Consider the following 17,235-nt stretch of genomic DNA (forward strand, 5'->3'; position numbering starts at 1 on the left):
CTTGCCCCCGTCTTTGATCTTGTGCGCAAGCACCAAGGATATATGGGTAGGGTCGTAGATTCATTCTGAACACCATCAAACAAAAGAACCCAGCAAAGCTGGGTTCCGTAAAAAGCATGAGGCAGTGCAGCGCATGAGCCCGAAGGGCGAACAGTGGAACGGATGAATCCGAGACCCTGCCCATGTAGCCTTGGTGCTTGCGGGACCGCTACTCTTGGTTCTCGAAGTACTTGATGCAATCTTCTGAAACGATGAAACGGGCTGCTTTGGGCAAGCAGCGTACGGTGAAGGGCGTATGGATGCGCGTTGGTTCGCCATCGTATTCCATATACATCTCAGGCGTTGCCTCGATGGTCACCTCGCGTCCGCGATAGATCTCAAGATTTCCCAGCTTATTCGACAGATTACCCGTATGATCGACCGCCTTGGCCAGTAGTGTAGGCAGAAGTTCGAGCGCTGTGTTCGTCTTGATGATGACGATATCCAACAGCCCGTCTTGGGGCAGGTTCTTATCGGAGACCATCAGGTCGAATTGCAGGCGCGAGAAGTTCGTGAATACCACGCCGATGCCGGCGCTTTCGATCACTTCGCCATCGATGGTCAGCCTGAATTGCGAATGAGGTGGCGTGGGGTTGGTGAATGCGGCGTGGAAGTAAGCCATGGGACCGAGTAGCTGCTTGTGTTGCTCGGCAAGACGCATGATTATCTCATCGTAACCGCAGCCTGCCATGATGGTGAAACCGAGCGATCTTTCACCAGCAACGATCTCGCCGATATCGAAGTACATGGTCTCACCTTGGTCGGCCACCTTGCACAGCGCGTGCGGTTCAGTGGGTGAAGAGAGGTTCATGGCCAGGAGATTCGCCGTGCCAGAAGGGAAGGGCAGGATAGGAATGTTGGTGTAGCGCAGTGCATAGGTGACTGCTGCAATGGTCCCATCGCCACCGCTCGCAACTACGAAATCATAATGACGAGCATCTTCGACCAGTTCGATGAAAGGCGTCTTACCATTGAACGTTCGCAGGGTGATCATATCGCCGTCTTCAGCATAGCAACGCATGAAGTCATAGATCGCTCCCGCGCCATGACCTGAGGCAATGTTATGGATGACGAGAACTTTCAACCGATACCCCTTCAAGCCCAATCGTAATCGTCTGCAATGCATTATAGTAGTTCGTTGTCGAAACTATGGTCACAATGGTTAAGTTGCCAGGTGCAGGAACCACTATCTGCAGCGGAGGCGGCGGCCATCGTAAACGCTCAAGAACAGAAGATGACCCGATGATTGAACCACAGCTTATTGAATCGAATGTTGCGCTGGCTACTTTTGCGGAATCATGCATGAACAGCCCCTATATGGCTATCGATACTGAATTCCTGCGCGAGAAGACATACTATCCCAAGACCTGCCTTATCCAGATCGGTATCGAAGGTCATATCGCTATCATCGATCCGCTTGCGGTGACCAACCTTGACGTGCTCGCACGCCCGCTCACTGATCCAGGCATCGTGAAGATATTCCACGCTTGTACCCAGGATATGGATATCATCTTGCGCGAAACGGGTGTTCTGCCTGCGCCCGTGTTCGACACGCAGATCGCCGCAACGCTGCTCGGTAAGAACCAGCAAGCATCCTACGCTACGCTGGTCTCGCAATATTGTGGTGTCGAGCTTTCTAAGAAGGACTCCTTCACCGACTGGTCACGCAGGCCGCTCTCACCTTCGCAAGTTCAGTATGCTTCCGATGATGTCCTCTACCTGCCCGAGATCCATCAGAAGATGGTAGAGCTGCTCGAAGAGAAGAACCGCCTTGATTGGCTCACGGATGCTTTCGAGGAACTGAGCAGTCCTGAGAAGTATGTTGTCGACCCTTATACGCGTTACAAGAAGCTCAAGCGTGTGAACCAGCTGAAACCACGTCAGCTTTCTGCTGCACGGGAATTCGCTGCATGGCGAGAGCTGAAAGCGCAATCGCGCAATATTCCGCGTAAGTGGGTGGTCTCAGACGAACAGATCGTAGAAGCGTGTCGCCGTGAAGCGTGCACGCTCGATGAATTGTTCATGGTGCGCGGGCTACGTGATTCGCTCAAGACTAGCGATGCACGTGAAGTGGTTGAATGCATCAAGAAGGGGCTTGACATACCTAAAGATGAACTCCCAGTGCTCCAGGGTAAGGCACGAAGCGAAGCTAACGTTGACGCGATCGTTGATGTGCTCAGCGGTATGGCACGCAAATGCGCTAAAGAGAATGACATAGCTCCGCAAACTCTTGCTTCGCACGCTGAGCTTACCAAGCTCGCGCGTGGTCACTACGATGACTGCGAATTGCTCAAAGGTTGGCGTCGGCGCCTGCTCGGTGACGAACTGCTCGATTTTCTTGCGGGCAAGCTCTTGTTACGGATCGCTGACGGAAATTTGGAGATTGTCAGCTCTCAAGATTAACGCCATCGATTAACGCTAAAGTGGAGCATCATACGAATTTATTCGCGATTCGCTTTGCGTTTCGCCCTGTAGCATAAGAACGTATCCTCAAGGAGGAAGAACCTATGTCCTATCTTCTGCTCATCTTGGTCACGCTTGCTATCGGTTTTGGCGCACAAGCGTATGTGAATCGACAGCTTTCGAAGTACTCGCATGTGCCGAATTCATCGAACATGACCGGCCGCGATGTTGCGGTGGGTATGTTGAACTATTACGGCATCCAAGGCGTTGAGGTACGCATGGGTAAGCATGGTGAAGACTTCTTCAACCCTAAGGACAATTCCATCACGCTCGGTCCCGATTCTTACAATGGACGATCCATCACTGCAACAGCAACTGCGTGCCACGAAGTTGGTCACGCATGCCAGTTCGCTCAAGACTATAAGCCCATGAAGGTGCGCTCTGCGCTCGTTCCTGCTGTCAATCTTGCCTCCAATGCATGGATCTTCATCCTGCTCGCTGGCATCATCTTGAACGTTGTGGGCTTGGTTGATCTTGCTATCATCCTCTATGCGGTAGCGGTGCTCTTTCAGATCGTTACGCTTCCCGTCGAATTCAATGCTTCTCATCGCGCCATGGACTATATGGCTTCCACGGGTATCCCTGGCGGCGAGCAGGCGGGCGCTTGGAGCGTCCTGCGTGCCTGCGCATTCACCTATGTCGCTGCTGCGCTCGTTTCTATACTTCAGCTGCTCTATCTGCTCTCAGCACGCGATAACTAGGAGCAAGCATGGTCGATACCCGCGAGGGCTCCTCAGATAACCAGCGCAAAGCGCTCAGCGTTTCTGCCGCGGTCAATATTGCAAAATCGGTCCTTTCAGAGCACACCTTCCACATCGTAGGTGAGGTGAGCGAACTCAATCAAAAGCCTGGCTATAAGGCGGTCTACTTCACCATCAAGGACGAAAGCGCTTCGCTGCCATGCCTTATGTGGATCAGTCGCTACAAGAGTGCGGGCGTGCCTTTGCGCCTTGGTGCGCGGGTGGAAGTGGTCGGTCGTTTCACCATCTTCGCGCCAAAGGGGCGTATGAACTTCGATGTCTCTTCGCTCCGTTTGGCTGGCGAAGGTGACTTGCGCGCGCAAGTGGCGCAACTAGCGCTGAAGCTACGCAATGAAGGCTTGATGGATGCAGCCCGCAAGCGCCCCGTAGTACCGTACCCCCAGCGCATCGGTTTGGTCACCTCGCCTCGAGGTGCTGCGGTCCATGATGTTCTGCGCACGCTTCGTCGTCGTTATCCGCTGGCCACCATCTTGTTCGCTGGCGTTCCTGTTGAAGGCAAGCAGGCTGCACAAGGTCTTATCCAGGGTCTTCAGACCGTCATCCAAGCAGGTGCTGAAGAAGTGCTGCTCGTTCGTGGTGGTGGCTCCTTCGAAGACCTCATGCCCTTCAATGATGAAGCGCTTGCTCGATTCATCGCTTCAAGCCCTGTGCCCATTATCACCGGCATCGGACACGAACCCGATACTTCTATCGCTGATATGGTGGCTGACCTGCGCGCTTCAACACCAACAGCAGCTGCAGAGGCGGTTAGTCCCAGCAAGGAAGACCTATTCGCAACGCTCGATTCGATGGCACAGCGCATGACCGCGGTCTTCACGCATCGCATCAGCCGTTCGATCAATTACGTGCAAGCTTATGAATCGCGTCCGATCTTCCGTGACCCGAACTATCTATTCTCGAATGACCTGCAGCTTGCCGACCATTATCAGACCCGTCTTGAGCAAAGCATGGGCAGATTCGGTGTTACGGATGCATCAAGGCTTGAGCAGATGCAGCTTCGCTTAGGCCGTGCGATCCCGCAAAGCCTCGAAGACCAGAAGCGCGCGCTTGTTCAAGCGGCGCAACGTTTGAATTCAACGCTTGGCAATCAGCTGACCGTGCATGAGCATGCCCTTTCATTGCGTTCGCTCGCGCTCAACCAAACGGGCAAGACCTTGCTCGATCCGTACAAGCAGTGCGCTGCGCTCATCACGTCACGCTTACAGGACCTTTCTCCACTAGCAGCGCTCGAGCGCGGTTGGTCCATAACCAAGGATGATCGAGGTGGGGTAGTGCGCTCGATCGATCAGACCAAGCCTGGTGCGAAGCTAGCGGTCCAAGTGACCGATGGTGTCATCGATTGCACCGTAGATGAGACCACACCGAATCCCTTGATAGCGATCCAGGACCTACCCTGATCGCTGCCATCACCGAATCCATCTTCCATTTCACAACACAGTCAAAAAGGAGAGACCATGGCCGAAGAACCGATGAACCTTACCTTTCGAGAAGCGATGAATGAGCTCAACGCTATCGTTGAAGCGCTCGAGAGCAACACCTTGGAACTTGAAGAGAGCTTGACCAAATATGAACGCGGCGTAGCGCTGCTTCGTTATCTGAAGACGAGCCTTGCTGATGCCCAGCAAAAAGTGGAGGTCTTGATGGGTGAGCTCGACACTTCAGTAGACGACGCTCAGACAGATACTGAACTGTCGAAAGCCTAGATCCATCAACAGCACTACATTCAACTAAGGTGAGTGCAGTGCTGTGGCTGTAGGGTATGGGTGCAGAACTTACTCTGAACACTAAATTCCAATCCAGAATTCAGCAAAGCTGAATTCACGTAATAACGCATGAGGCAGTGCAGCGCATGAGCCGAAGGTGAACAGCGAAACGGGTAAGTTATGCAGTCTTACCTTACAGCCGCAGCATCCCAGTTACCGAATAAGGCTCTAGCCCGCTAAAGTAGCTCCTAACCAGCAACGTATAATCGTATGAACACCTCTGGAAGGAGTTTCGTTGAACATCCTCGTTATCAATGCGGGCTCTTCATCCCTTAAGTATCAGCTCGTCGATATCGATACGAACAAAGTCCTTGCGCGCGGTCTTTGCGAGCGCGTAGGTTCTCCCGATGGCATCCGCAAGCATGTGGTCGACGACAATGAAGTACGCGTCGAGCAACCCTTGAAGGATCATACCGAAGCACTTGAGCTGGTCATCAATTCTCTCTTGTCAGGCGAAGATGCGGTCATCGAAAGCCTGGACGAGATCGGCGCAGTGGGCCATCGCGTGGTCCATGGTGGTGAATACTTCAAGAAGTCAGCGCTCATCGACGACGAGGTCATCGCTAAGATCGATGAACTTGCTGAACTCGCTCCCTTGCACAACAAAGCAGCGCTTGCAGGTATCGAAGCCTGCCGCGCGCTCATGCCTGAGACCCCCATGGTTGCCGTGTTCGACACTGCATTCTTCCAGTCCATGCCTCCCAAGTCGTATATGTATCCGATCCCGTACGAATACTATGAAAAGTACGGCATCCGCAAATACGGCTTCCACGGCACGTCCCATCGTTACCTTTCCGAACGTGCGGCCGATATCCTAGGTGAAGACATTCGCGACCTGCGCATCATCACCTGCCATCTTGGCAATGGTTGCTCCATCGCTGCTATCGATCATGGTGTGCCGATCGATACTTCCATGGGATTCACTCCGCTCGATGGTCTGATGATGGGTACGCGCTCTGGTTCCATCGATCCCGCTATCGTTACCTTCCTCATGGAGCACGAAGGCTTGAGCGCTGAAGAGATGAACAATATCCTGAACAAGCAATCAGGCTTGCTTGGCGTTTCTGGCATCAGTAATGATTTGCGCATGGTGCGCGATGCGTCCAATGCGGGCGATGAACGTGCGATCCTTGCTTACGAAATGTATTCCTCCATCTGCAAGAAGTACATCGGTCAGTACATGGCGCTCATGTCGGGTGCCGATGTCATCGTACTTTCCGCAGGCGTGGGCGAGAATTGTCAGAAGATGCGTCGCATGATCTTCACGGGTTGGCAGCCCCTTGGCATTATCCTCGATCAAGAGAAGAACAAGCAGCGCGGTTTCGAGCGCATCATCTCGCAAGATGACTCCGATGTTGCCATCATCGTCATCCCGACCGATGAAGAATACATGATCGCGCGCGATACATACGAGATCATCCATGAGAATTCTCAGATCGTTCCTATTTCGGCGGTCCAGAACGAATTCGTATAAACTTCTGTGTGTTTGGTCCAGCTTGGTCGTAGCCATGCGTCCAGGCTGGTCTTTTGTTACCAAGGCCTGGTGGCATCATTGGTCATCCGAGGCCAGAAAGAGAGCATGACACATGTCAAAAGGTACTTACGCGATCACCACTCCGATCTATTACGTCAACGCAGCTCCGCACCTTGGCACGGCTTACACCACCATCGCGGCGGATGCGGTCGCACGCTATCAGCGTATGAACGGCTACGATGTCTCGTTCGTCACTGGTATGGATGAGCACGGCCAGAAGGTCGCAGACACCGCAGAAGCGAACGGTATGGACCCACAATCGTGGTGCGATTCGATGGAGCCAGCATTTCGCGATGCTTGGGATATGCTCGACATCACCTATTCCGATTTCGTGCGTACCACCGAGCCGCGCCATGCTGAATCGGTGAAGAAGTTCTGGAACGATCTGTATGAAAAAGGATACCTCTACAAAGGTGCCTATGAAGGCTGGTATTGCGTTCATGAAGAAACGTACTACGCTGAATCCGATCTAGAGAAGAACGAAGAGGGCGTGTTCGTCTGTCCTGACTGCAAACGACCTGTTCAGAAGACCAGTGGGGAAGAGAACTGGTTCTTCAAGCTTTCCGATTTTGAAGACAAGCTGCTTGAATTCTACGAGCAGAATCCTGACTTCATCCGTCCCGAAACGCGCAAGAATGAAGTGGTCTCATTCGTGAAGAGCGGATTGAAGGATCTTTCCATCTCGCGCTCCACGTTCGATTGGGGTGTACCACTGCCTTTTGATGAAGGTCATGTTGCTTACGTTTGGGCGGATGCGCTGCTCGCATACCTTACGGGTATCGGCTACAGCGATCCCGAGCGAGCTGCAGAATTCGAAGCAGCGTGGCCCATGCAATACCACTTCGTCGGCAAGGACATCATCCGCTTCCATTGCGTGATCTGGCCAGCGATGCTCATGGCGGCTGGTATGCCCATCACCCATACGGTCTTCGGTCATGGCTTCTTGCTCACCAAGGGCGAGAAGATGTCGAAGTCGCGTGGCAATGCGCTGAAGCCTGCAGACCTGGTCGAGGTCTTCGGTGTCGACCCTTATCGCTACTATTTCCTCTCTGACGTGCAGTTCGGTCATGATGGTTCTATCTCTATCGAACGCATGGTGCAGGTCTACAACGCCGATCTGGCTAACACGTGGGGCAATCTTGTTTCGCGCGTATTCAATATGACCGACAAATATTTCGATGGTCAGGTTCCCACGCCTCCTGCAGGCGCTGAGGATAATCCGCTGGCGGATATTGCGCGCGATCTGTACGAAGAGTACGACGAAGCTATGGCCAAGGTCGATTTTTCGGCTGCTGCTGCAGCTGTTCAGAAGCTCGCTGGGCGTGTGAATCTCTACGTCGAGGATTCTCGTCCATGGGATCTGGCAAAGGATGAAGCGACCGCTGATGAACTTGCCGCGGTCATCTATAATTCGCTCGAGGCGATCCGTATCATCGCGCTGTTCATGGCACCATTCATGCCGAATACTTCGGCTGAGGTCTTCGACCGTATGAGCTTGGGAGATATCTCTAGCATCACCAACATCGAAGAAGCGAGCAAATGGGGGCAGCTTCAGCCTGGGTCGAAGATCAGCACGGGTACGCCGCTCTATCCGCGATTGGACGTCGATGCGATCGACTTCTCCCTTGAATAATCAAATGTCTGATGTGGCATATTCTTTTGGCGAAAGTGTCCCGTTCGATTCGCTTGGCGAATTCGAGCGGGATATGCTCTTTTACCAGAAACGCAAGAAGGGTAAGATCCGTTTTGCGAACCCTCCGCAGCTTTGCGGGCCGGTGGCAGACACGCATGCGCATCTTGATATGCTCAGTGATCCTGCGTTAGCCTTAGCGCGTAGCGCGTACTATGGTGTCTCGTTCATTTGCACCATCATGGATGTGCAGGAGGACCATCGAACTACCTTCGAAAAGCTCCCGCTGTGGTTCGATCGTGCATCAGAGATATATCAGCACTTTGATCTTGGTGATTTCAAAGAGGTCGCTCCCACTGTGCGTGTAGGCATAGGGTGCCATCCTCACAACGCAAAGCACTACGATGATGCATTGGAAGAGCGTTTGCTCGAGGTTCTGAAGAACCCGCTGGTAGCCGCTATCGGTGAAGTGGGCCTCGATTACCATTACGATCACTCACCACGGCCCCAGCAGCGAGAGGCGTTTCGCCGCCAGATCCGTTTATCCCATGAAACTGGTCTGCCTCTTATCTTGCATCTGCGCGAAGCGCACGATGAAGGCTTCGCCATCCTAACCGAAGAGGGCTTTCCCGAAGCTGGTGTTCTGCTTCATTGCTTCAATCTTGATGCTGACGTGCTTCGTCCCTGGCTTGATGCTGGCTGCTATGTGGCCTATGGCGGGCCGCTCACCTTCAAGAATACGCCTGAAGTGCGAGAAGGTGCACTCACAGTTCCTACAGACCGTTTGCTCACAGAAACGGATTCACCGTTCATGACGCCCGAACCTTTGCGCGGCATCGAATGTGGACCCGAATACACGATCTTCACGGCTGCGAAGCTGCTCGAGATCTTCGACCGCACGACTCCTGAAGAGCAACGTATCCTTCTCGAGCAGGTCTTCTCGAATGCCCTCTCTCTGCTCGATCGCGAGGCAACACCATGGCAGCGTGCGTGATCATCTCTGGCTCGCCTTACGCGCAAGGGAAGTGCGCACGTTCAGCACGAGCTATTGCAAAGGCACTTGGCGCAACCTCAGGCACTACGGTTACGTTATTCTCCATCGCTGAAATGGATATTCATGGGTGCATTGGGTGCGATACCTGTAAAGACACGGGTACGTGCATCTATGAAGACGACGAAGTTAAGGTCCATGCTGCTATCGATGGCGCCGATCTTGTGGTCATTATTTCGCCCATTTATTTTGCAGGAGTTCCGTCGCAGCTAAAGGCGCTGCTCGATCGCTTTCAGCCGTACTTCTGGAAGCGCCAGGAGCTCATCGCTGATCAACAATCACTGCCCCCGAAGCGCCCGCTTATCCTTGGGCTTGTAGGCGAAGGGGGAGACCCCTACGGAACCGAAGCTGCCTTTGTTACGCTTGCTTCGCCTTTGGCGCTCGCGGATCTGGGCGTTGTTGACAGATTCTCGTTCATCCAGGCGAGTGAAACTATGATCGTCGAACAGTTAAAAGTATCGATAGAGAAGATACAAGGAGGCGAAGCTTAGATGCCGCGGCTTTCTTCCCTTGCTTCTGTTGCTGACACACGCGCTGTTCTTGATCAGTTTGGCCTTATGACTAAGAAGGCGCTTGGTCAGCATTTCCTTATCAATGATGGTATCGTAGCCCGTATCTGCGCTCTTGCTGAGCTCACCAAAGAAGATAAGGTGGTCGAGATAGGTCCTGGCATCGGCACGCTTACTGAAGCGCTCCTTAAAGAGGCGGGAGAGGTGGTGTCAATCGAGCGCGACACAGACCTTCCTGCAGTGCTCGCTCAAACGCTCGAACCATGGAGCTCGTCTTTCACGCTGGTTGCAGCCGACGCGCTTGAGGTATATCCCGCCGATCTTCCTTTTGCTCCGAACAAGCTGGTGGCGAATCTTCCCTACGCGGTAGCAGCAACACTGGTGCTCGACTATTTCGAGCGCTTCTCGTCCCTTCAGAGCGCCACTATCATGGTGCAAGCGGAAGTAGCTGAACGTATGAGCGCGGCGCCAGGCACGAAGAACTACGGAGCTTATACGGTCAAGCTGAATCTTTTTGCGCACGCTGCGGGCAAGTTCTCGGTCGCCGAAAGCAATTTCTTTCCTCCGCCACGAGTGAAGAGCACGGTGATCCGTCTTGATCGTAATGAAGACCCGCTCGACCCTGTACTTGCTCAAGCAACGATGACCATGGCAGATGCAGCTTTTGAGAACCGTCGTAAGACCCTCTCGAATTCCATGAAGACCTACTTCGATCGTATGCGCCCCGATCTTGATGTTGCTGAGATGCTGCCCTTCCTCTTTGAAGAAGCCAGTATCGATCCTAAAGTAAGAGGGGAGAAGCTCAAGCTGAGCGAATATCTGCGTCTTGGCGAAGCTTTCTTGCATTTCACTGATCACAAGAACTGAATATGAAGACCCATTGCGTCATATCAGAGCAAGTCGCATCAAACCATCGTGAACAATATCAGTTGTCTTCAAGCTATAAAACCGACCGTTTGCAAGTATGAAGAGGGTATCTTTGTACAAACACCCGGGTGCGTGTTACTATAGATGAGTTTTACTGTGTCGATTTGAGGAAGTGTTTATGGATTTAGCAAAGCAAGCGCAGATCGTAGATGGTATTCATGATGTTCTTTCCGATTTCGTCGGCCAAAAATTGCGTGTTCGTGCGAATATGGGCCGCTCAAAGATCGTTGAGAGTGAAGGCGTATTGAAGCAGGTTCATCCTCGACTCTTCATCATGGAAGTGAAGCGTAAGCGCGGCGTTGCTGCTCGACAGTCTTATCAGTATGTCGACATCCTTACTGGCATGGTCGAGCTCAGCCAGAATGGTGAAGCATTGTTCGGTCCCTTCATCGAAGAACCTGAAGCCGAAGAGCTCGTTCCCGTAACGACCGATAGCTCTGTTTCTGTTGAGGCTGCTAGCGCTACTACGGTCGCTCCCACACTCTAAACGTACTAACCTCATTACCATAGAACAAACCCCCGACAGCGCTTGCTCTCGGGGGTTTTCTATTCAAGGGCTTATCGAGTTAGATCAAGCGTTTTGCTGCATGCGCGCGTAGAGACGATTGTTGGTATCGAGCCAGCTTTCGATCGTGCCCGTATCGAAGCCATCTTCTTCGTCGATGACGAGCGCATACATCTCTTCTTCTTTGAGCGCCTCAGCAAGCGCGTCAGTAAGCTGGATCTCTCCACCTGCACCAGGAGCGGTTTCTGCCAACAGCTCCATAACGCGCGGTGAGAGAAGATAGCGACCGAATGCTGCTAGATTGGTGGGAGCATCTTCAACTGCAGGTTTTTCAACGAGCGAGGATATCTTCCACACGTCATCTTCTATCTGGGCACCATCGATAACGCCAAAACGATCGACCTGGTCCTTGGGAACAGGCAGCACCGCAATGACATTCGCGCCATCATGTTGGTCTGATATCTCTTTCATACGAACGAGCATCTTGTTCTCTGGAACGAGCACATCACCTAGGAGCACGAAGAACGCCTCATCTTCGATCTTGTCTGCAGCGCAATGCACCGCATGGCCAAGACCCAAAGGTTCATCCTGGTATACGTAGCTCACGTTAAGGCTCCCAGCATGAGCCACTTTATCGGCATAAGAATCCTTACCGCGGCTGCGCAATTCAGCTTCCAGTTCTGGGTTAGGCGTGAAGTGTTCCTCGATGGATTTCTTGTCACGGCTGTTGATGATGATGACTTCGTCAGCGCCTGATGCCAGCCCTTCTTCCACTACATACTGGATGGCAGGCTTATCGACCACTAAGAGCATCTCTTTAGGTTGAGCCTTCGTAGCCGGCAAGAACCGACTCCCCAGTCCCGCCGCAGGAATGAGCGCCTTCATAAAACTACCTCGTTGTTTAAGTAACTAGTAATGCAAAACAATCTTACCAAATATAATCCCCATCACCATAGAGTGGTTTCTTTTTGCCCTCCAAAAATCTCCTGCGCAAACAGCGAGGATGTAGGGGTAGGGTCGTAGATTCACTCTGAACACTAACTTGGAAAAGATAGAATCAATCGAAGATTGATTCGCGTAATAATGCATGAAGCAGTGGAGCGCATGAGCCGAAGGCGAACAGCGAAACAGGTGAATCCGAGACCTCACCCCTGCAGCCTCGCTGCTTGCGGTATGACTTAATAAGGGCAAAAAGAAACCCGGCAAACACCGGGCAACTTTTTCGATATGCGGACGGATCCGTCTTAAAACAAATGATAGGGAAGGGTTATTCTTCGCCGTCTGCAGCTTCAGCCTCTTCGATAGCTTCAGCTTCGGCAGCTTCCTGAACTTCCTCTTCCTGGGCTGCTTCTTCTTCAGCAGCAGCTTCTGCTTCGGCAGCTGCCTCGGCTTCAGCCTTCTTCTTTGCGGCAGCAGCTTGCTCCTTCTGGGTCTTCTTGCGGCGCTTGTCCTTTTCAGCGGATGCAGCAGCCATGGCTTCCTTGCGAGCAGCCTTAGCAGCAGCCTTCTTGGAGCCAGTCTTTTCAGGAGCCTTCTTCTCCTTGGGCTTGTAAGCAGCAATATCTTCAGGAGTGACGATGGTGTTGACGAGCTTCATGATGCCAGACTTACGGTTAGCAGCCTGATTCTTATGGATGACACCCTTGGTGACCGCACGATCGAGCAGGCGGCATGCAGCAAGCGCTGCAGCGTAAGCTTCTGCGCCAGCCTTAGCTTCAACAGCTTCATGGACTGCGCGGGTAGCGGTCTTCAATTCAGAACGCACTGCACGATTGCGCTTGCGAGCTTTCTCGTTGGTGATGATTCGCTTTTTTTGACTTTTGATGTTCGCCACGTTTTATCCTCCATTGAAATACAAGTTGTAGACGAAAGCCTTAGAATCGTAACATAACTTTTTGAGTGCGTGTAGTTTTGGTCGATAAATTGTTCGCCAAGGCAGCATTGTGGTGGTCGGATGGGCTAGAATCGTATCTTGCACCTCTTCAAGCAGCTATGCGCCAAGAGAATGCGAACCTTTGATACGCGTTGGTCATCTCGAACCGAAGGATAGCAACCTCTATGTCCATCGATCCCCAATACATCCGCAATTTCTCGATCATTGCGCATATTGACCATGGCAAATCCACCCTGTCAGACCGTATCCTCGAACTGACCGAGACCGTTTCTTCGCGCGACATGAAAGAGCAGGTGCTCGACTCCATGGAGATCGAGCGCGAACGCGGCATCACCATCAAGAGCCAAGCAGTACGCGTGGATTATCGTGCTGAAGATGGACAGCTCTATCACTTCAATCTTATCGACACGCCTGGTCATGTCGACTTCACCTATGAAGTGTCTCGCTCTTTGGCAGCGTGTGAAGGCGCTGTGCTCGTGGTCGATGCTACGCAGGGCGTAGAAGCACAGACTGTGGCCAATGCCATGATGGCGATGAATGCCAACCTTGAGATAATCCCGCTGATCAACAAGATCGACCTTCCTGCAGCAGACCCAGAGCGTGTGCGTGCCGAGATCGAAGACGTGCTCGCGATCCCAGCCGACGATGCGATCTTGGCGAGCGGTAAGACTGGTGAAGGTATCGACGACCTACTCGAGGCTATCGTGTACAACATCCCTGCGCCAGTGGGGGAAAGCGATGCTCCACTGCGCGCGCTCATTTTCGATTCTTATTTCGATGCGTATCGCGGTGTTGTGGCGCTCGTACGCGTGGTCGATGGGTCTTTGCGAAAAGGTCAAGAGATCCGCATGATGGCAACCAATACCACCACGCTCGTTGAAGAAGCTGGCGTGCGCAAACCTACGGAAGTTCCGGTCGAATCGCTCGGTGTGGGCGAAGTAGGGTATCTGGTCACGGGCTTGAAGGATCCCGCTCAAGTGAAAGTGGGTGACACCATCACCAATGCGGTGGGGGGCTGCGAAGAGCCGCTGCCTGGCTATCGCGATGTGAAACCTATGGTCTTCACAGGCTTGTTCCCGATCGATGGCGATCAGTACGAACCGCTCAAAGATGCGCTCGAGAAGCTTTCCCTGAACGATCCTGCGCTCATCTATGAAGCAGAGACCTCCCATGCACTTGGCTTTGGCTTCCGTGTTGGATTCTTGGGATTGCTCCATATGGAAGTGATCAAGGAACGCCTTGAGCGTGAATTCGGTCTTGACCTGCTTGCTACTGCACCTTCCGTGGAATACCACGTCTACAAGACCAATGGTGAGATGATCTCGCTCCACTCTCCTCAAGATATGCCCGATGCTGCCGAGATCGACCATATCGAAGAACCGTATCTGAAAGCTAAGATCCTCATCCCGCCCGATTATGTGGGTGCGGTCATGGACCTTACCGTGGCGCGTCGTGGCAACTTCATCACCATGAACTATCTCTCTACCACTACCGTGGAGATGCTCTGGAACATCCCGCTCTCTGAACTGATCATGGACTATTTCGATCAGCTGAAGAGCAGGACCAAAGGATATGCATCGCTCGATTACGACTTCGATGAATATAAGACCTCGAAGTTGGTGAAGCTTGATATCCTGCTCGCTGGAAAGCCGATCGATGCACTTTCCTTCATCGTGCATAACGACAAGGCATACGATCGCGGACGCGTACTGGTGGAGAAGCTCAAGGGCATCATCCCACGTCAGATGTTCGAGATCCCCATTCAAGCAGCAGTGGGTTCTCGCGTGCTCTCGCGACAGACCGTGCGCGCTATGCGCAAGGACGTTCTTGCCAAGTGCTACGGCGGTGACATCACCCGTAAGCGTAAGCTGCTGGAGAAGCAGAAGCAAGGTAAGAAGCGCATGAAGAGCATCGGTAGCGTTGAGGTGCCGCAAGAAGCATTCATGGCTATCCTCAAGGTAGACGAATAGGCCTGCTTGCCTATGAGCACGAATGATCTCTACCAGGATAGACGCATCATCCTTGCCCCCATGGCAGGGGTGAGCGACGATGCGTTTCGCGAGATCTGCCTTTCATTTGGTGCGCAGCTCACCTACACCGAGATGGTATCAGCGAAAGCTTTGAGCTATGGGAATGTTAAGACGCGTGACTTACTCGCACTAGCACCTTCGGAAGATAAGGTAGCAGTACAGATATTCGGTCATGAACCCGACACCATGGCAAACGAAGCTTACGAGCTCGAGCAGGCCATGGGTGATGCGATCTTCTCCATCGATATCAATATGGGTTGCCCAGCGCGCAAGATCGCTGGCAAAGGCGATGGCTCTGCGCTCATGCGCGATCCCGTTCTTGCAGCCAAGATCGTGAGTGCTGTTGAGAACAAAGTTGCAGCTCCTGTTACCGTTAAGATGCGTCGTGGATTCGAAATGGGCCACGAGACCGCTCCTGAACTAGCTCACATCGTCGAAGGGTCGGGAGCTGCTGCGGTGGCGGTCCATGGCCGTTTCGCCCAACAGTTCTATCAAGGCGATGCCTGCTGGGACACCATCGCTCGCGTAAAGGAACGTGTCTCTATTCCAGTGGTCGGCAATGGGGATATCACTTCAGGAGCACGCGCGAAGGCGATGCTCGAACAAACTGGCTGCGACGCCATCATGGTAGGGCGGGGTGCTGAAGGAAACCCCTGGATATTCACCGATATCAAGGCGGTATTAGAGGGCAGCGAAGTGCCGACTGCACCTTCTGCGAGCGAACGCATCGATATCGCATTGAAGCATGCTCGGATGCTCGCTGATCAATATGACGACAACATCGTGAAGATGCGCAAGCATGCCATGTGGTATTTGCGCGGTCTACGCGGAGCGACCAAGGCCCGTCGCGCCATCAATGATGCCGTCACCTATGATGATTTTGCTCGTATCTTCCAGGAAGTGCTCGAGCTCCAAGATCAGCCTGAAGCGTCTAAGGTGGAGGAGAATCGATGAAGATCCCTGGGGGAGATATACTAGAGGATCAATACCCCTACAAGGCTCTTTACCTGCATATTCCTTTTTGCAAGAGCAAGTGCCTCTATTGTGATTTCAACAGCGAAGCTATCTCATCGAATGATGAAGCAATCGAGCGCTATGTGGATGATCTGATACTACAGATCCGTGCGGCTTCACGCGCAGACTTGCTCGGCTCGCTTGATACGGTCTATATCGGTGGAGGCACGCCAACGCACATAGGGAACAAAGAGCTGAGTCGTTTGCTCTATGGTCTTTCGCTCTCCATGCACCTCACACCAGAGGTCGAATGTACTTTGGAAGTAAACCCTGAAAGCTTGACCGAGGCGATGGTGAAGGATCTCTTCGCTCTGGGCGTTACGCGACTTTCGATCGGCGTCCAGTCTTTTGACGATGAGGTCTTGAAGACCCTCGGGCGTGCGCATGATGCAGCTCAAGCTAAACGCGCTATCGAGCTTGCTCAGATCCGATTCACCAACATAAGCGTCGATCTGATGTGTGGTCTTCCTGGTCAGACGAAAGAATCATTCATCGCCTCGCTCAAGACAGCGGTCGATCTTGGTGTTACCCACATCAGCATCTATCCGCTCTCCATCGAAGAAGGAACACCATTGCATGGGCTCATGGAGCGTCAAGCTTTTGCTGAAACAGAAGACGACCTTGGAGAATATGCCGCAGAGATGATGCTGCTCGCACAGGAGTATCTTGAGACACAAGGTTTCCATCGCTACGAGGTAGCGAGCTACGCCAAACCAGGTTTCGAATGTCGTCATAATAAGGCCTATTGGACTGGTAAACCATATCTCGGTATCGGTCGCGCTGCAGTGACCATGAAACAAAACTACGATGAACGCATTCGCATGATGGATAGCCAGGTCCAAGAAGAGCTATCGCGGCCTGAGTATCTGGTAGAGGATCTGATGCTGGGGATGCGTATGAGCAGGGGAGTGTCGGTGAAGTTCGCCGTGCAGGTAGACGAAGAAGTACCGGGTGCTCTCGATGCTTTCAAAGAACTGATCGATTCTGGCTATGTGAAAGAGGTTGATGGTAGATTCGAGCCCACCGAGAAAGGTTGGCTCTGGGGTAATGCGCTCTATGGTCGTTTGCTCGAACTTGCCTGAACCCCTACGGGCTTATGCCGACCATTTACTGTC

General features: G+C 52.8%; 16 protein-coding genes. 13 read left to right on the plus strand and 3 right to left on the minus strand.

Annotated elements, in window-relative coordinates:
- Positions 1-208 precede the first annotated feature (208 nt).
- Positions 209-1,123: a diacylglycerol/lipid kinase family protein gene (locus tag NFR25_RS03630; RefSeq protein ID WP_251197885.1), complete on the minus strand. Its 915-nt coding sequence runs from the start codon at positions 1,121-1,123 to the stop codon at positions 209-211.
- A 158-nt stretch (positions 1,124-1,281) separates the two neighbouring features.
- On the opposite strand from NFR25_RS03630, the gene rnd reads away from it, so the two are divergent.
- From rnd to NFR25_RS03680, 10 genes are all read left to right on the plus strand, one after another.
- Positions 1,282-2,442: a ribonuclease D gene (rnd, locus tag NFR25_RS03635; protein WP_251197886.1), complete on the plus strand. Its 1,161-nt coding sequence runs from the start codon at positions 1,282-1,284 to the stop codon at positions 2,440-2,442.
- A gap of 104 nt (positions 2,443-2,546) precedes the next feature.
- A complete protein-coding gene (locus NFR25_RS03640; RefSeq protein ID WP_251197887.1) occupies positions 2,547-3,203 on the plus strand; it encodes a zinc metallopeptidase in 657 nt (218 codons plus the stop codon).
- Positions 3,204-3,211: 8 nt separating this feature from the next.
- Positions 3,212-4,660 (plus strand): exodeoxyribonuclease VII large subunit, encoded by a 1,449-nt coding sequence (gene xseA, locus NFR25_RS03645; RefSeq protein WP_251197888.1) that lies wholly within the window; start codon positions 3,212-3,214, stop codon positions 4,658-4,660.
- Positions 4,661-4,717: 57 nt separating this feature from the next.
- A complete protein-coding gene (gene xseB / locus NFR25_RS03650; protein WP_251197889.1) occupies positions 4,718-4,966 on the plus strand; it encodes an exodeoxyribonuclease VII small subunit in 249 nt (82 codons plus the stop codon).
- 295 nt (positions 4,967-5,261) lie between these two features.
- Complete coding sequence (locus tag NFR25_RS03655) at positions 5,262-6,500, plus strand: acetate kinase (protein ID WP_251197890.1); 1,239 nt, start codon at positions 5,262-5,264, stop codon at positions 6,498-6,500.
- Positions 6,501-6,612: 112 nt separating this feature from the next.
- Positions 6,613-8,193, plus strand: a complete 1,581-nt coding sequence (gene metG, locus NFR25_RS03660; protein WP_251197891.1) for a methionine--tRNA ligase — start codon at positions 6,613-6,615, stop codon at positions 8,191-8,193.
- Between the two features lie 4 nt (positions 8,194-8,197).
- On the plus strand, positions 8,198-9,184 hold the full coding sequence (locus NFR25_RS03665) for a TatD family hydrolase (RefSeq protein ID WP_251197892.1): 987 nt from the start codon (positions 8,198-8,200) through the stop codon (positions 9,182-9,184).
- A complete protein-coding gene (locus tag NFR25_RS03670) occupies positions 9,169-9,732 on the plus strand; it encodes a flavodoxin family protein (RefSeq protein ID WP_251197893.1) in 564 nt (187 codons plus the stop codon). The genes NFR25_RS03665 and NFR25_RS03670 overlap by 16 nt, the downstream gene beginning before the upstream one ends.
- Positions 9,733-10,617 carry a 16S rRNA (adenine(1518)-N(6)/adenine(1519)-N(6))-dimethyltransferase RsmA gene (gene rsmA / locus NFR25_RS03675; protein ID WP_251197894.1) on the plus strand — a complete coding sequence of 295 codons (885 nt, stop codon included), beginning with the start codon at positions 9,733-9,735 and terminating at the stop codon, positions 10,615-10,617. It abuts the gene before it with no gap.
- A gap of 178 nt (positions 10,618-10,795) precedes the next feature.
- Positions 10,796-11,164, plus strand: a complete 369-nt coding sequence (locus tag NFR25_RS03680) for a Veg family protein (protein ID WP_251197895.1) — start codon at positions 10,796-10,798, stop codon at positions 11,162-11,164.
- Positions 11,165-11,248: 84 nt separating this feature from the next.
- Here NFR25_RS03680 and NFR25_RS03685 read toward each other — a convergent pair whose 3' ends face one another.
- Positions 11,249-12,067: a UTP--glucose-1-phosphate uridylyltransferase gene (locus NFR25_RS03685; RefSeq protein WP_251197896.1), complete on the minus strand. Its 819-nt coding sequence runs from the start codon at positions 12,065-12,067 to the stop codon at positions 11,249-11,251.
- 382 nt (positions 12,068-12,449) lie between these two features.
- Positions 12,450-13,016 carry a 30S ribosomal protein S20 gene (gene rpsT / locus NFR25_RS03690; RefSeq protein ID WP_251197897.1) on the minus strand — a complete coding sequence of 189 codons (567 nt, stop codon included), beginning with the start codon at positions 13,014-13,016 and terminating at the stop codon, positions 12,450-12,452.
- A 224-nt stretch (positions 13,017-13,240) separates the two neighbouring features.
- On the opposite strand from rpsT, the gene lepA reads away from it, so the two are divergent.
- From lepA to hemW, 3 genes are read left to right on the plus strand one after another with little or no spacing between them, the layout of a single operon-like run.
- Entirely contained in the window at positions 13,241-15,046 is a 1,806-nt protein-coding gene (lepA, locus tag NFR25_RS03695; protein WP_251197898.1) for a translation elongation factor 4, read from the plus strand.
- A gap of 12 nt (positions 15,047-15,058) precedes the next feature.
- Positions 15,059-16,060 carry a tRNA dihydrouridine synthase DusB gene (dusB, locus tag NFR25_RS03700; RefSeq protein WP_251197899.1) on the plus strand — a complete coding sequence of 334 codons (1,002 nt, stop codon included), beginning with the start codon at positions 15,059-15,061 and terminating at the stop codon, positions 16,058-16,060.
- Entirely contained in the window at positions 16,057-17,202 is a 1,146-nt protein-coding gene (gene hemW, locus NFR25_RS03705; protein ID WP_251197900.1) for a radical SAM family heme chaperone HemW, read from the plus strand. The genes dusB and hemW overlap by 4 nt, the downstream gene beginning before the upstream one ends.
- Positions 17,203-17,235: the final 33 nt, after the last annotated feature.

Source organism: Anaerotardibacter muris (assembly GCF_943192915.1).
Taxonomy (GTDB): domain Bacteria; phylum Actinomycetota; class Coriobacteriia; order Coriobacteriales; family Eggerthellaceae; genus Anaerotardibacter; species Anaerotardibacter muris.

What these genes read in the sequence shown, in the direction of transcription:
- NFR25_RS03665 (WP_251197892.1), top strand. Translation starts at nt 8,198, where the DNA reads ATGTCTGATGTGGCATATTCTTTTGGCGAAAGTGTCCCGTTCGATTCG.
- rnd (WP_251197886.1), top strand. Translation starts at nt 1,282, where the DNA reads ATGATTGAACCACAGCTTATTGAATCGAATGTTGCGCTGGCTACTTTT.
- NFR25_RS03640 (WP_251197887.1), top strand. Translation starts at nt 2,547, where the DNA reads ATGTCCTATCTTCTGCTCATCTTGGTCACGCTTGCTATCGGTTTTGGC.
- hemW (WP_251197900.1), top strand. Translation starts at nt 16,057, where the DNA reads ATGAAGATCCCTGGGGGAGATATACTAGAGGATCAATACCCCTACAAG.
- metG (WP_251197891.1), top strand. Translation starts at nt 6,613, where the DNA reads ATGTCAAAAGGTACTTACGCGATCACCACTCCGATCTATTACGTCAAC.
- xseB (WP_251197889.1), top strand. Translation starts at nt 4,718, where the DNA reads ATGGCCGAAGAACCGATGAACCTTACCTTTCGAGAAGCGATGAATGAG.
- NFR25_RS03670 (WP_251197893.1), top strand. Translation starts at nt 9,169, where the DNA reads ATGGCAGCGTGCGTGATCATCTCTGGCTCGCCTTACGCGCAAGGGAAG.
- NFR25_RS03685 (WP_251197896.1), bottom strand. Translation starts at nt 12,067, where the DNA reads ATGAAGGCGCTCATTCCTGCGGCGGGACTGGGGAGTCGGTTCTTGCCG.
- rsmA (WP_251197894.1), top strand. Translation starts at nt 9,733, where the DNA reads ATGCCGCGGCTTTCTTCCCTTGCTTCTGTTGCTGACACACGCGCTGTT.
- xseA (WP_251197888.1), top strand. Translation starts at nt 3,212, where the DNA reads ATGGTCGATACCCGCGAGGGCTCCTCAGATAACCAGCGCAAAGCGCTC.
- lepA (WP_251197898.1), top strand. Translation starts at nt 13,241, where the DNA reads ATGTCCATCGATCCCCAATACATCCGCAATTTCTCGATCATTGCGCAT.
- NFR25_RS03680 (WP_251197895.1), top strand. Translation starts at nt 10,796, where the DNA reads ATGGATTTAGCAAAGCAAGCGCAGATCGTAGATGGTATTCATGATGTT.
- dusB (WP_251197899.1), top strand. Translation starts at nt 15,059, where the DNA reads ATGAGCACGAATGATCTCTACCAGGATAGACGCATCATCCTTGCCCCC.